Origin of the sequence: Mediterraneibacter catenae, assembly GCF_008691045.1 — a bacterium.
Classification (GTDB): domain Bacteria; phylum Bacillota; class Clostridia; order Lachnospirales; family Lachnospiraceae; genus Mediterraneibacter; species Mediterraneibacter ornithocaccae.
In genome coordinates this window covers 290,318-304,055 of the sequence record NZ_VMSO01000002.1, presented here as the reverse complement: position 1 = coordinate 304,055, position 13,738 = coordinate 290,318, and the positions used below count along the sequence as shown (strand labels likewise).

Sequence of the window (13,738 nt, the reverse complement as noted above, 5' to 3'; positions counted from 1 at the left end):
ATCATTGACCGAAGACGAAAACAGAGAAAGCAGGAAGAAAGATATGACAAAGAAGATAGCAGTGATCAATGACCTTTCAGGATTTGGAAAATGTTCTCTCACGGCTGCAATCTCGACAATCGCAGCTATGGGAGTACAGCCGTGTCCTCTTCCGACAGCGGTTTTAAGTGCACAGACAGGGTATCCGAGCTATTACTGCGATGATTATACAGACCGGATGGAATACATCTATAAAGAGTGGGAGAAGATGCAGGTACATTTCGATGGTATCTATACCGGATTTATGTCCGGGGAACATCAGATCAGGAAGACGTTCGAATTTCTTGATATATTTTATGAAAAGGATACTTTTCTACTGGTGGATCCAGTGATGGGAGATAACGGGAGACGCTTTTCAATCTTTACTTCGGAGATGGAGACTGAGATGAGGAAGCTGGCCCTGCGGGCTGATGTTATCACACCGAATCTGACGGAGCTGTGTCTGCTGACGGATACGGATTACAGGATGATCAAAGAGCTGACGGCAGAAGAGCATCTTGTGACCGTAGCGGAACAGATGGCAAAAAATATGATGGCGGGAGGCACGAAGGAAGTGCTTGTCACAGGGATTCGCTTTACTGACCAAGAGAACGGACAGGAGATGATGGGAAATCTGGCAGTGACAAAAGAGGGAACATCGTTTTCGGCAGCGCCGTTTATAGGGGAAAGCTTTTCCGGCACAGGGGATCTCGTCGCTTCGGTGGTTGCAGCGGGGAAGGTCCGGGGAGACAGTCTTGCGGAGTCGATGGAGCTTGCGGGGAAGATGATCGGACGGGCGATTACAGATTCGGTCAGGAATGAAGTACCGCGAAACGACGGTGTGGACTATGAACAGTATCTGTGGATGCTCGGGGAGAAAAACAGAGACAAATACGGACGGCAGACTTTTTGAGGTCTGCCTTTTTTCGTGCAACAAAAAGAGCCTGATCTGACTCTAATATAAAACAGGAAAATACTACATGACAGGCAGGAAATGTTATAGTTGAATTGTTATCTGACAATTGGGTGAGAGGAGGGCTGCGGATGAACGGAAACGGGAATGAGCCGCAGGAAGAGCTGCAGCTGATAAGGCGGGCAAAAAGGGGAGATGTCAAAGCGTTCTCCAGATTATATGCCGGAATCTATACGGAATTGTATAAGTTTGCCCTGTATACGATACGTCACCGTCAGGACGCCGAAGATGCTGTGAGCGAGACGGTGATGATCGCATGGGAAAAGATGAAGCAGCTGAGAAAGGACGAGTCTTTCAAAAGCTGGATGTTCACGATACTGAACAACCAGTGCAGAAGAATCCTGCGGGAACAGCGGAGAAGGACAGGGGCGGATTCCCAGAATGGTGAAAGTCCGGAGATGGAGAAGAAACTTTGCAGCGAACCTGATTATGCAGGACAGCATGATGTCAGGGAGGCGTTCGGAATGCTTGATGAAGACGAACGCATTATCGTTGCATTCTCTATATTCGGCGGTTACCAGAGTGATGAGATCGGCAGGATGACAGGGTATAATCCAGCTACCGTCCGGTCGAAGAAAAAGCGGGCACTGGAGAAGATGAGAAAGATCATTGAACCGGAAGTGTAGTGCGGGCTGAGAGGAGGATGGATATGGAAGATCGGGAAAAGAAATTAGAAGAGCTTATTCGTTCTATGGCGGAAGACACGGGCATCCCGGCGTCAATCCACCCGGATGCTATGGAGAAAAAGCTTGAGGCAGTGAAGACAGCGAAGAAACGAAAACTCAGGAGAGCATATATTGCCGCTGCGGCAGCGGCGTGTCTGTGCGTTGCTGTGGGGATTGCTGGCGGATATACGCATTTCTTCAGTGGAAATCCGGGGGCGGCGGATATGTCATCCGGCTCGGCGGGCAGTGCGGCAGGAGCCGGGGGATCAGAAGATGCGGGGACAGCGAACAGTGCGTCAGCCGGAGAGGAGGGCTCGGGCGAGAACCTGATTGCTTCGGCCGAAGATTACGACGAGATATATGAATATATACAGGCAGAACGAGAGCAGGATGGAACTGCCGATGGGTTCGGTTTCACGGCGGAGACGGAATCAGCAGCCGATACGGGTGCATCCGCAAGCAGTACAGACGGCGCCGGGGTATCGTCGCAGGGCAATGCCGGCAATTCGTATTCTGATACCAATGTGAGAGAGGAAGGAGTCGGTGAAGCAGATATTGTAAAGACCGACGGCGGCTGCCTTTATATCGTGAATGGACAGACTGTCGAGATTGTCGGGATCGAGTCGGCAGAGATGGAAGAACTGTCGGAAATCCGTCTGGCGGACGACTGTTATGTGGCAGAACTTTACGTGCAGGATGACAGGCTTGCCATATTGTATACGCGGACTGAATACGGCTGCGGAGAAAATGGTTATGCCGGCGCTTACAGAGATTATACATGTGCAGTGATTTATGATATAAGTGACCGGACAAATCCGGTGAAAGCCGGGAACATTTCCCAGAGCGGATATTATAATACGATGCGTGTGAGAGACGGGTATGTATATGTGATCAGCAATTTCTACGCAGATATGGCCGCGGCACGCGAGGATACACATGCATATATTCCTGAAGTGCAGGGAAACATGATCGAGGCATCAGACATCTATATGCCGCAGAGACAGATGGGCAGTCAGTATACAGTGATCTCATCAATCTCACTGGACGATCCAGCAGAAAAGGCGGACAGCATCGCAGTGTTCGGCAGCAGCGGAATATGTTATGTAAGCACAGAAAATATCTATATAACAGAGAGCTGGTACGGGCAGGATGATGCAGATGTCACGCAGACTTCCATCCGCAAGGTAGCCTATAAAGACGGCATCCTGCGGGGCGTGGCTCAGACAAAAGTGGACGGAACACTGAAGGATTCATTCAGCATTGATGAATATAACGGATATCTCAGGCTCGTGACAACGGTCAGCCAGGTCAGCGGCAGCGGGCTCACAGGGCTTGCGGATTTCTTCAGCGGGGCTGAGCAGGAAGACAGCAATTCACTCTATGTGCTGGATGAAAATCTGGAGATCACCGGAGAAATCCATGACCTTGCGAAGGATGAAAGTATATATTCAGCCCGCTTTATGGGGGAGACAGGATACTTTGTGACATTTAAACAGGTCGACCCGCTCTTCTCCGTAGATCTCTCTGATCCTGCAGATCCTGAAATCATAGGAGAACTGAAGATCCCCGGATTTTCCGAATACCTTCATCCCTATGGCGACGGTCTGCTGCTCGGGATCGGAATGGATGTAGATGAAGAGGGCGTGACAACGGAAGGGGTAAAAGTATCCATGTTCGATGTATCTGATCCGTCCGATGTAAAAGAAACAGAGAATTATGTACTGGAGGATATGTACGGAACAGATGTGGGATATAATTATAAATCAGTCTTTGTGGATGTGGAAAAGAACCTTTTCGGATTTATGGCCTACGGTGATGTATGCGAATACTTTATCTTCACCTATGATGACGACGGATTCAGGGAAGTATTTTCAAGAGAACTGCCATTATACGGAAATGTCCGCGGACAGTATGCAGGCGACCGGTTCTATCTGGTGAACGGGAATATGGTGGAGTCCTTTGCGATGGATGGTTTCCAGAAAGTAGATGATATCGTTCTCTGATGAATTCCGGATTTATCGTACAGGCTCATAATTAAAAAACAGCAAAAAACAGATTGATACAGCACAGACAATTCACGTATCCACGGACGGAGGAAGAGTGATTCCGGCTCCGGTTACAGAATATAACAGGAACTAGCAAAGCAGGACGAGTGCTAAATACAAATCGATCAAACGGAGAACTCCCAAAGGTCAGACACCTCCGTTTGATCGATTAACGCAATCGTCCTGCTTTTAAGTTCCTCTAATATTCTTCCAAAGTCGCCGGAATCAATCTTCCTCTGTCCGCGGAATGTGCATCAGATCGGCTGTATCTGCCTGCTTTTCTGCTCTTTCTCGTCCATAAGCCAGTTCGATAAATCCTCATACAAACCAGAAGAGATGGGAGCCTCATCGTAACGATTGATAGTTCAACATTTATTTGCAGAATCTTTTCTGCTTATCGATAGAAAAGGAATCTTAGTCGAAAAAGATCCGGCTTTGTTCCTTCTGTTTGGAATTCGATTTTCGGGATGGGAAAGAAAGCAGCCGGGAGGTATGTATTGTGTACGCACCGTTGGAGCGGCGTCGGCACTTAGAGCGCGTCTTCTGCGCTCTTATGTACCGCTACGCCGCGACCGAGTGAAAACGTGTGCGATAACAATACATACCTCCCGGCGGACTCTTTCTCAGTCAGATAAATCCGGAATTTACATTTTGATGATCTTCCTCGGGCATTTTTCTGCGCACACGCCGCAGTTTGTACATTTATCTGCGTCAATATGCGCAAGGAAGTTGTTGACTGTGATTGCGCCTGCCTCGCAGTTCTTCTCGCAGAGGCGGCAGCCGATACATCCTACTTCACAGACGCTCATGAGTGCTTTACCTTTTTCGTTGGAGTTACACTGAACAAATGTCTGCTGTTTATACGGAATCAGTTCGATCAAATGTTTTGGACATGCAGCCACGCATTTTCCGCAGGCTTTACATGCTTCTTTATCTACGACCGCGATACCGTCTACAACATGTATCGCATCAAACGGGCATGCGGTTACACAGGAACCGTATCCAAGACATCCGTATGCGCAGCCTTTTGCGCCGCCGTCCTGCATCTGGCTTGCCATGACACAGTCTTTTATGCCGTGATATTCATATTCTGTCTTTGCCTTTTCGCAGGTACCGGCACACTTTACAAATGCAACCTGTCTTTCCTGTGCGGACGCATCCACGCCCATGATAGCGCCGATTTTTTCTGCAACAGGAGCTCCGCCAACCGGACATCCGCCCACTTCAGCCTCGCCGGCTACGATTGCTGCTGCAAGTCCGGAACATCCCGCATATCCGCATCCGCCGCAGTTGTTGCCGGGCAGAATATCCAGAATAGCTTCTTCTCGCTCATCAGTTTCTACTGCAAAAGCCTTATCAGAGACTCCGAGGAAGATGCCGATGAACAGTCCGGTACCGCCTACTACAACGACGGCCAGAATAATTCCCATAATACTCATATCATCTTTCCTCCTATATCAATCCTGAGAATCCGAAGAACGAAATCGCCATCAGGCCAGCTGTCACGAGTACGATCGGTGTTCCCTTAAAGGATTCTGGTATATCATTGTGCTCTGTTTTTTCACGGATACCTGCCATAAGTACGATAGATACAAGGAATCCGACTGCTGTTGCAAATCCATTTACAACTCCTGTAAGCAGTCCGTATCCGCTCTCTACGTTCGTCAGCGCTACGCCGAGAACCGCACAGTTTGTTGTGATGAGGGGCAGATATACGCCGAGTGCATTATAGAGCGACGGCATGGACTTCTTTAAGAACATCTCGACAAACTGTACCAGCGCTGCGATGACAAGGATGAATACAATCGTATTCAGATACTCGAGCTCGCCGCCCATGATGTTCGGATTGCCGAGGATAAATTTGTAGATTAGTCCGGTTACAAAAGATGCGATCGTGATGACGAACACCACAGCGCCGCCCATTCCGGCTGCTGTCTTGACGTTTTTGGAAACGCCGAGGAACGGACAGATTCCAAGGAACTGACTAAGTACAACGTTATTAACGAACGCAGAGCCAACTGCGATCAAAAGTAATTCCTGCATTTATGCCCCCTCCTGTTCTTTCTTTTTATCTGCATCTTTTCCGGCAGCGGATACTGTAGAAACCGTATCGGTCCCTGGCAGATGACCGCCGCAGATTCCGCGGCTTCCACATGAAGCGCAGCCTTCGCCGCAACCAGCGGATTTCGGTACTTCTTTGCCTTTTTTAGCCATATTCTTCTTCACTTTGTTTTGAAGAGCGACCAGACATGCAAGTACAAAGAAGGCACCCGGAGCAAGGATGAAAATCGTAAATGGTTCATAGGAATCCGGCATAATCTGTACGCCAAAGATCTGGCCTGCACCGATCAGTTCTCTGACAATACCGATACATGTCAGACCTACTGTAAATCCGAGTCCCATGCCGATACCGTCAAAGATAGACGGAAGCACCGGATTCTTTGATGCATAGCTCTCTGCACGTCCGAGGATGATACAGTTTACTACGATCAATGGTATGTAAAGACCGAGAGAATCATACAGGCTTGGCACAAATCCTTCCAGAAGGAAGTCAACGATTGTTACGAAAGAGGCCACTACTACGATGAATGCAGGCATTCTCACGGAGTCCGGTATAATCTTTCTGAGCATGGAAATAAGCATATTAGACATGATCAGAACGGCTGTCGTTGAAAGTCCCATACCGATACCGTTGGTAGCGGAAGTAGTGACTGCCAGTGTCGGGCACATACCGAGCATGAGGACGAATGTCGGATTTTCTTTTACAAGTCCGTTATAAATACGTTCTGTACATTTATTCATTGACTTCGCCTCCTAATTCATTCTGGTAATATACAAGTGCAGAATTCACGGCATTTGTAACGGCATTGGAAGTGATCGTAGCACCGCTTATAGCGTCAATCATGTTATCGCCGTCTTCGCCCGTCTTTGTCACAGTAAAGTTTTCTACATTTTTATCTTTGTACTGATCTTTGAACTCCGCTTCATCAGCTTTCATTCCCAGTCCGGCTGTCTCGCTGATAGAAAGCATCTCTACGCCCTTTACAGTTCCGTCTGTTGCGATTCCGACGGAAAGGTCAAGAGTTCCGTCATACGCTTCACTGGACTGTACGCTGATGACATATCCGATTGTCTCGCCGCTGTTATCTTTGCCTTCGGCAACTTCGGTGATCGTATCTGAAGTATATCCGTTTTCCGTAAGCAGAGAAAGCGTGCTTTCAGCATCGAAATCCAAAGTCTCAAAAGAAGAGGCGTCGGCAAGAACTGCCCTGTACGCTTCCTGCTTTGTATTCTCCTGGGCCTGAGCAATCGGCTCTTTAGTGACGTTGTAAACAACGCCGAGGAGAAGTCCGGATACAACCGTGATAGCTGTAAGTATCAGTGTATTTTTAATAATCTTGTTCATTACTTCTCTCCTCCTTTACCAAATGGTTTTGGAAGAGTAACCTTCTCAATCAGCGGAACTAAAAGGTTACTGATAATGATCGCATAGGATACCCCCTCTGCCGAACCGCCGAACAGACGAAACAACCCGGTCAGGAGTCCTATACAGATTCCGTATATGATCTTACCGCTGCTTGTGATCGGTGAGGTAACATAATCTGTAGCCATGAACCACGCGCCGAGCATCAATCCGCCGCCGCACAGATGGGCGGTAATGTACTGCGGGTCAAGTCCGTGTCCGCCGAACAGTACGATGAACACGACAAATGATATGATGTAAGATCCCGGAATACGGAGATCGATCACACCCATCAGAATCAGGAACATAGCTCCGATCATGATCGCGATAACAGATGTTTCGCCGATTGTACCACGTGTGAATCCAAGGAGCATATCCATTGTGTTGACTGCCTCGCCGGCTTTCAGGTTTGCAAGTGGTGTAGCGCCTGTCACGCCGTCATAGACGAAATAGGTCATTCGTCCGGTGAAGCAGATCAGCAGGAAACAGCGTGCCGCCAGTGCCGGGTTCATAAAGTTCTGCCCCAGTCCTCCGAAAAGCTGTTTGACTACTATGATCGCAAATACTGCACCGACAACACCCATCCACCATGGAAGTGTGGGCGGAAGGTTCAGTGCAAGAAGAAGACCGGTCACTGCTGCACTGCAGTCCTTGATCGTGATCGGTTTATGCATTAATTTTTCCCAGATATATTCCGATAAAACAGCCGCTGCCGTTGTGACAACCACAAGGATCCATGCATTCTCATGGCGGAAATTCCAAATTCCAAACAGTGTTGCCGGAAGAAGCCCTATGAGGACCATGAGCATGATATTGCTGCTCTTGGCCTTGTCACGGATGTGCGGCGATGCTGATACATTATATTTCTCGTTCAATTCCCACTCACCTCTCTTACTTTTTCCTCTTATTTGCAAGAGCCGTCTTGCGCATAGAACCGATCGCCTGTTTGAGCTGCCTCTTTGCAGGACATACATAACTACATGATCCGCACTCTACACATTCAAGTCCGTTCATTGCAACAAAAGCTTCCTCGTCATGTCTCTGTGCACAGTCAGCCAGTCTGGAGGGGATGATCCTGCTCGGACAGACTTCTACGCACCGGCCGCAGTTAATACATGCGGTCTCTGGATTTTTGGCAACAGCATCTTCTTTAAAAGCGAGGAGCGATGAAGATGTCTTAGTGACAGGCGCGTCTGCAGTCACCATTGCAAATCCCATCATAGGTCCGCCGGAGATGAGCTTTTCCGGTTCAGCAGAGAATCCGCCGGCTGCCTCGATAAGTTCCTGGTGATTTGTACCCAGAAGAACTTTGAAATTACCGGGAGATGTAATCGCATCACCGCTTACTGTAACAACACGTTCGGTCAGCGGTCTGCCTTCGACTACTGCAGTATGTATGCCGATCAAAGTCTCTACGTTATCTACGATACATCCGGCATCTGCCGGAAGCATAGTGGAGTTGATCGCGCGTTTGGTGACAGCATAAATGAGCTGACGCTCCGCACCCTGTGGATATTTAGTCATCAGAAGTTTCACATCCATACGAGGCTCGTCTGCAATTGCTGCTTTAATCTTTTCTGCACAGTCCCTTTTGTTATCTTCTACAGCAAAATACCCTTTTGCATTTGGAAACAGTGAGAGAACTACACGCATCCCGCTTACGAGTTCTTCCGTATTTTCCAGCATTCTTCTGTAGTCTGCCGTGATATACGGTTCACACTCAGCACAATTTGCAATGATATACTCGATTTTGTCGGGGTCTTTCGGCGAAAGTTTTACTCTGGTGGGGAATCCCGCACCACCCATGCCGACAATTCCGGCACGGCCGATTTTGTCGAGTATTTCTTCACTTGTCATTTCCTCAAGTGGTTTTACCGGCTCGTACTCGGTTTCTTTGTACTCGCCGTCGTTCTCAATCACAATGCATTCCGTCCTGGTCCCCGTCGGATTAAACCGCTGTTCAAGACCTTTTACAGTACCTGACACAGATGAATATACCGGTGCAGAAACAAAACCGCCTGCATCAGCGATCATTTGACCTTTCAGGACATGATCTCCTTTCTTTACAACAGGATTGGCAGGTGCGCCGATATGCTGCGAAAGAGGATATACCATGTCGCCTTTTGGCATGATCGGACGGATTGCCTGATCTTTTGAAAAACGTTTCCCATCGTCTGGATGGACACCGCCTTTAAATGTCAGAAGTCCCATTCTACTCTTCCTTTCTAACAGCAAACAAACAGCAGTCTGACCAACCGCTGTTCGATGCTTTATTCTTATTTGAATATTGTACTAAAAATGATATCGAAAATCTAGTGATTTGATGAAAAAATTGCATATTCATGCGAACATCTTGATTATATTTTAACAAATTCATGGACAATATAATAAATTACTAGCACAATTTTCTTCCTGATAATAGAAAATGGAGTGATAATTTTTATCACTCCATAATGTTCTCGATTTATTACTCTTCAGAAGCATCATCCCCGGAAGCAGCTGAATCTGCCTCTTCTGTATGCTCAGGTTCAAGCACTTTCATGCTGAGGCTGATCTTCTTCTCTTCCTCATTGAGATCTACAATCTTTGCTGTTATTTCCTGTCCGATGGAAAGTACATCAGACGGCTTGTCAACATGTGTACGTGAAATCTGAGAAACATGAAGAAGTGCATCAACGCCTGGTGCAAGTTCAACAAATGCACCGAAATCCGTCATCCTTGCAACTTTTCCTGTAATAATCTTTCCGACTGCAAAGTCCTCAGCAGCGTTTGCCCATGGATTGGTTTCCGGGAATTTCAGGCTGAGTGCAATCTTTGTATCATGAATATCTTTTACAAGAACTGTCAGCGGATCACCTACATGGAAGAGCTTCTTCGGATTGTCAACTCTGCCCCATGACATCTCAGAAATATGGAGAAGTCCGTCAACTCCGCCAAGATCAACAAACGCACCAAAATCTGTTACGTTTTTAACAGTACCGTCAATTCTGTCGCCGACCTGAAGTTTTGCAAAAAGTTCTTTCTGCTTTTCTGCTCTCTCAGCAACAAGGAGCTGTCTTCTGTCACCGATCACGCGATTTCTTCTCGGATTGAACTCGCTGATCACGAACTCTATCTCCTGTCCTTCATATTTGCTGAGGTCTTTCTCATATGAGTCAGATACAAGGCTTGCAGGAATAAACACTCTTACTTCGTCAACTGTTGCGCAGATACCGCCGCCAAGGATCTGAGTAACAGTAGCTTTGAGGACCTCTTTGTTCTCATACGCCTCACGGAGTCTCTCATTTCCTTTCTCAGCAGCAAGTCTCTTGTATGTAAGAAGAACCTGACCTTCGCCGTCATTTACTTTCAGAACTTTGACTGTCATTGTGTCGCCAACAGAAACAACTGTCGTAAGGTCAAGAGACTGATCGTTGGAATACTCGCTTTTTGTGATGATTCCGTCAGCCTTGTAACCAATATTCAGGATTATTTCATCCGGTTTTACATCGATTACAGTACCTTCAACTACCTCTCCGTTGCGAATTGTTTTGAATGACTCGTCTAACATCTGTTCAAAAGATAATTCTGACATTATTTTGAACCTCCTCAATTATATTGTTGGGCGTGGATGCCCCTGCTGTAATACCTACTGTTTCCACTGACCCTAATTGATTCAAATCCAAATCGTCAAGTGTCTGTATATAGTACGTATTGTTACATGCCTTACGGCAGATTTCAAATAACTTCTGGGTATTGGAACTATGTTTGTCGCCAATAACTATCATAGCATCCACCGATTCTGCAATACTTTGAGCTTCCATCTGACGCTCTTTAGTAGCATTACAGATTGTATTTAAAACACTTACATCATAACTCTTTTTCTTGATAATTTCAACTAAATCTTTAAATTTGTTGTAATTAAATGTCGTCTGCGAAACGACACAGATCTTCTCTTTTTTACTGAAATCGATTTTATTAATGTCCTCAGCGTTCTGGACAACAGCTGCTTCACTGCCGGCCCATCCGCGGATGCCTGTGACTTCCGGATGCTCCGGATTACCGATGATCAGGATATACTTTCCGTCGGCACTCTCTTTTCGCACAATGTTGTGGATCTTTTTTACAAATGGACATGTCGCATCTACGATCCGGATCCCTTTTTTCTCCAGCTTGTCGTAGATCCGCTTTTCTACTCCGTGGGAACGGATGACCACGGTTCCTTTTGTGATCTCGTCCAGCGCTTCTTCTGTACGCAGTACGATAACCCCTTTGCTTTCCAGATCTTTTACGACCTCTTCATTGTGAATGATCGGACCGTAAGTATAGATCGGGCCATCACACGTGCTGACTTGCTCATAGACTGTGTCGACTGCCCGTTTTACGCCGAAACAAAACCCAGCTGTTTTTGCTTTGATAACTTCCATATATTCGGCTCCTTATTTACAATGACTGCATATTTCGGATACAACTTCCGGAATGGTCATATAAGAGCTGTCTACCAGAACTGCGTCCTCTGCTTTCTTAAGCGGCGCTGTCTCACGATTCATGTCGCGCTCGTCGCGGTCCTTGATATCCTGTGCGATCGTATCGAGGTCACATTCTTCGCCTTTTTCTTTCAGTTCATCATAACGGCGCTTTGCCCTTGTCTCTACACTGGCAGTAAGATAAATCTTTACATCCGCATTTGGAAGGATATTTGTTCCGATATCTCTGCCGTCCATGATCACGTCATTTTCTCTTGCAAGCGTTCTCTGGAGCTCGAGAAGTTTCTCTCTTACTTCCGGTATGGCGGAAGTTCTGGATGCCATGTTTCCAACTTCCTCTGTGCGGAGCATGCCCGTCACATTTTCCCCGTTTAAATATACCTGCTGTACCCCGTTTTCATAACGGATAGAGACGTCTGCATCACGGCAGGCGCCGACTACACCGGCAGTATCTTCCGGGGCGATCCCTTTCTTCAGGAAATGGATAGCGAGTGCCCGGTACATTGCTCCTGTATCAACGTAAATATAGCCTTTTTCTTTCGCAACCAGCTTTGCTATAGTGCTTTTCCCGGCTCCTGCCGGTCCGTCGATCGCTACATTGTATCCCATGTTCATTCCTCCGTGTATTTCAATGTTTCAACTTATATAGTATATCCCGAAGTACCGGAATGAACAAGGGTTTATTTACTTTACTGTGATATTCCCCTCTTTTAATGTGATCGAGTCGGAGCTGCAGCAGATTAAGCAAAAATAGTATTCTCCCGATTCTTTTGCCGTAAATTCATGTTCAGGATTCAGGGTAGCTTCGGCCGCCAGATTTTTCATGACCAGTTTCCCGTTAACGATATACGAATACCCGATCGTCTGTCCCTTTCCGTTAAAAATCTCTGACGGATAAGTCTCGCCGCTGAATTTTATGGTCTCGCCCTTCTCCAGATGCCAGCCGCTTCCGTCCTCCTTTGTAAAGACGATCAATGCTCCGTTTGTAAAGATGATTTCAGGTGTGTTCCAGGTGTTTTCTTTAACATTATCAGGTGTAACAGCAAAATAAGAAATGGAAGAAGGTACAGATTCTTTGACATCAATCTCATCTATAATGGTGCTTTGCTCAATATTTTTCATATATTCTTCAATCATTTCCTCATAAGACAGCATCGGTTCACCTTCGATCACATTTCCGTTTTTATCAATAATGGTAAATGTTCCATGCTGTTCTTTCCCGATCATGCCTCTGTTCGAGTCATTTACCAGCGACGCCCCATCTCTTTCGAAATCATACTGACTTACTGCAATGACGACAGTTGATATGGAGAGCACAATAACTGCCGCAATGAGGAGACGGAGCTTTATATTTTTCTTATTTCTGTATGTCTTACTCATACGGTGTTTTTTCTTTTTGCGAATGCTTTGTAAAACAGCTTCGGCTGTTGTTTCCGGTCTGAAAGTGCTGATATCTGTATTCTGCTTTTCTTTTGATTCCAGTATTTCGACTACGTCGTCTGAAATGATGTCGAGCGCGTCATAATAGCTAAGTCTCATAGACAAACCCTCCTTTTACCAATATATTTCTGAATTTATCGCGGCTGCGTTTCAGGGTGCTTTTTACTGTGGATTCCTTTTTCTGCTGCTCCGCTGCAATGGTCTTGATACTTTTACCCTGAAAATAAAATGCGATCAGAATCAGCTGCTCTTCCGGCGTCAGTTTTTTCAGGGCATCTGACAGTATTTTCCTAAGCTCAACCTGATCGTAGGCGTCGGGCATCTCTCCGATAATATGTTCTTCCAGCGGATAGAGTTGGCGGATCTTCCGTTTTTCATTGATCGCCGCATTTCTGGCGATAGTCCCGAGATAGGACTTCAAACCGCTTCCTATGGAAGCATCCAGCCTATCCGAGTTCTGCCACAGCTGAAAGAACACATAATTGATGATTCCCTGGATATCAATGCCGTCTGTGTATCCATACAGGATCTTACTGACAATAGAAGCGACATACTGATTAAATACCTTGATGATTTCTTCCAGAGCACTCTCATCGCCTGTCTTCAGCCGCCGGATCAGATCGATCTCTTTGTCGGTCATGGTGCTCCACCTCCTTTTAACTATATAT

General features: G+C 46.6%; 14 protein-coding genes. 3 read left to right on the top strand and 11 right to left on the bottom strand.

What is annotated here, in order from left to right; all coding sequences use genetic code 11:
• Positions 1 to 43: 43 nt before the first annotated feature.
• The 3 genes from FNY66_RS03185 to FNY66_RS03175 all read left to right on the top strand — a co-directional run bounded on the left by FNY66_RS03185 (position 44) and on the right by FNY66_RS03175 (position 3,659).
• Positions 44 to 931, top strand: coding sequence for a pyridoxamine kinase (locus tag FNY66_RS03185; RefSeq protein ID WP_150310263.1), 888 nt, complete (start codon positions 44 to 46; stop codon positions 929 to 931).
• Positions 932 to 1,062: 131 nt separating this feature from the next.
• Positions 1,063 to 1,617, top strand: coding sequence for an RNA polymerase sigma factor (locus FNY66_RS03180; protein ID WP_087152205.1), 555 nt, complete (start codon positions 1,063 to 1,065; stop codon positions 1,615 to 1,617).
• 23 nt (positions 1,618 to 1,640) lie between these two features.
• Entirely contained in the window at positions 1,641 to 3,659 is a 2,019-nt protein-coding gene (locus tag FNY66_RS03175; RefSeq protein WP_150310262.1) for a beta-propeller domain-containing protein, read from the top strand.
• Positions 3,660 to 4,345: 686 nt separating this feature from the next.
• Here the strand turns inward: FNY66_RS03175 and FNY66_RS03170 are convergent.
• The 11 genes from FNY66_RS03170 to FNY66_RS03120 all read right to left on the bottom strand — a co-directional run bounded on the left by FNY66_RS03170 (position 4,346) and on the right by FNY66_RS03120 (position 13,710).
• The gene (locus FNY66_RS03170; RefSeq protein WP_087152450.1) at positions 4,346 to 5,140 is read right to left on the bottom strand and encodes an RnfABCDGE type electron transport complex subunit B; all 795 of its coding nucleotides are present in this window, start codon (positions 5,138 to 5,140) and stop codon (positions 4,346 to 4,348) included.
• Between the two features lie 13 nt (positions 5,141 to 5,153).
• Positions 5,154 to 5,744 (bottom strand): electron transport complex protein RnfA, encoded by a 591-nt coding sequence (locus tag FNY66_RS03165; protein WP_087152451.1) that lies wholly within the window; start codon positions 5,742 to 5,744, stop codon positions 5,154 to 5,156.
• A complete protein-coding gene (gene rsxE, locus FNY66_RS03160; RefSeq protein ID WP_150310261.1) occupies positions 5,745 to 6,503 on the bottom strand; it encodes an electron transport complex subunit RsxE in 759 nt (252 codons plus the stop codon).
• Positions 6,496 to 7,107 (bottom strand): RnfABCDGE type electron transport complex subunit G, encoded by a 612-nt coding sequence (locus FNY66_RS03155; protein ID WP_150310260.1) that lies wholly within the window; start codon positions 7,105 to 7,107, stop codon positions 6,496 to 6,498. Before FNY66_RS03155 ends, rsxE begins: the two co-directional genes overlap by 8 nt.
• Positions 7,107 to 8,039, bottom strand: coding sequence for an RnfABCDGE type electron transport complex subunit D (locus FNY66_RS03150; protein ID WP_087152454.1), 933 nt, complete (start codon positions 8,037 to 8,039; stop codon positions 7,107 to 7,109). Before FNY66_RS03150 ends, FNY66_RS03155 begins: the two co-directional genes overlap by 1 nt.
• Before the next feature lie 16 nt (positions 8,040 to 8,055).
• The gene (gene rsxC / locus FNY66_RS03145; protein WP_150310259.1) at positions 8,056 to 9,375 is read right to left on the bottom strand and encodes an electron transport complex subunit RsxC; all 1,320 of its coding nucleotides are present in this window, start codon (positions 9,373 to 9,375) and stop codon (positions 8,056 to 8,058) included.
• A gap of 256 nt (positions 9,376 to 9,631) precedes the next feature.
• Positions 9,632 to 10,738 carry a 30S ribosomal protein S1 gene (gene rpsA, locus FNY66_RS03140; protein ID WP_087152456.1) on the bottom strand — a complete coding sequence of 369 codons (1,107 nt, stop codon included), beginning with the start codon at positions 10,736 to 10,738 and terminating at the stop codon, positions 9,632 to 9,634.
• Entirely contained in the window at positions 10,719 to 11,570 is an 852-nt protein-coding gene (ispH, locus tag FNY66_RS03135; RefSeq protein WP_087152457.1) for a 4-hydroxy-3-methylbut-2-enyl diphosphate reductase, read from the bottom strand. Before ispH ends, rpsA begins: the two co-directional genes overlap by 20 nt.
• Positions 11,571 to 11,582: 12 nt before the next feature.
• Entirely contained in the window at positions 11,583 to 12,239 is a 657-nt protein-coding gene (cmk, locus tag FNY66_RS03130; protein WP_087152458.1) for a (d)CMP kinase, read from the bottom strand.
• A 75-nt stretch (positions 12,240 to 12,314) separates the two neighbouring features.
• Positions 12,315 to 13,169 (bottom strand): hypothetical protein, encoded by an 855-nt coding sequence (locus FNY66_RS03125; protein WP_150310258.1) that lies wholly within the window; start codon positions 13,167 to 13,169, stop codon positions 12,315 to 12,317.
• Complete coding sequence (locus FNY66_RS03120; RefSeq protein WP_150310257.1) at positions 13,159 to 13,710, bottom strand: RNA polymerase sigma factor; 552 nt, start codon at positions 13,708 to 13,710, stop codon at positions 13,159 to 13,161. The genes FNY66_RS03125 and FNY66_RS03120 overlap by 11 nt, the downstream gene beginning before the upstream one ends.
• Positions 13,711 to 13,738 lie beyond the last annotated feature (28 nt).

Bases quoted from the DNA above. Each gene is read 5' to 3' on its own strand.
- FNY66_RS03185 (WP_150310263.1), top strand. From the start codon at position 44: ATGACAAAGAAGATAGCAGTGATCAATGACCTTTCAGGATTTGGAAAA.
- FNY66_RS03180 (WP_087152205.1), top strand. From the start codon at position 1,063: ATGAACGGAAACGGGAATGAGCCGCAGGAAGAGCTGCAGCTGATAAGG.
- FNY66_RS03175 (WP_150310262.1), top strand. From the start codon at position 1,641: ATGGAAGATCGGGAAAAGAAATTAGAAGAGCTTATTCGTTCTATGGCG.
- FNY66_RS03170 (WP_087152450.1), bottom strand. From the start codon at position 5,140: ATGAGTATTATGGGAATTATTCTGGCCGTCGTTGTAGTAGGCGGTACC.
- FNY66_RS03165 (WP_087152451.1), bottom strand. From the start codon at position 5,744: ATGCAGGAATTACTTTTGATCGCAGTTGGCTCTGCGTTCGTTAATAAC.
- rsxE (WP_150310261.1), bottom strand. From the start codon at position 6,503: ATGAATAAATGTACAGAACGTATTTATAACGGACTTGTAAAAGAAAAT.
- FNY66_RS03155 (WP_150310260.1), bottom strand. From the start codon at position 7,107: ATGAACAAGATTATTAAAAATACACTGATACTTACAGCTATCACGGTT.
- rsxC (WP_150310259.1), bottom strand. From the start codon at position 9,375: ATGGGACTTCTGACATTTAAAGGCGGTGTCCATCCAGACGATGGGAAA.
- rpsA (WP_087152456.1), bottom strand. From the start codon at position 10,738: ATGTCAGAATTATCTTTTGAACAGATGTTAGACGAGTCATTCAAAACA.
- ispH (WP_087152457.1), bottom strand. From the start codon at position 11,570: ATGGAAGTTATCAAAGCAAAAACAGCTGGGTTTTGTTTCGGCGTAAAA.
- cmk (WP_087152458.1), bottom strand. From the start codon at position 12,239: ATGGGATACAATGTAGCGATCGACGGACCGGCAGGAGCCGGGAAAAGC.
- FNY66_RS03125 (WP_150310258.1), bottom strand. From the start codon at position 13,169: ATGAGACTTAGCTATTATGACGCGCTCGACATCATTTCAGACGACGTA.
- FNY66_RS03120 (WP_150310257.1), bottom strand. From the start codon at position 13,710: ATGACCGACAAAGAGATCGATCTGATCCGGCGGCTGAAGACAGGCGAT.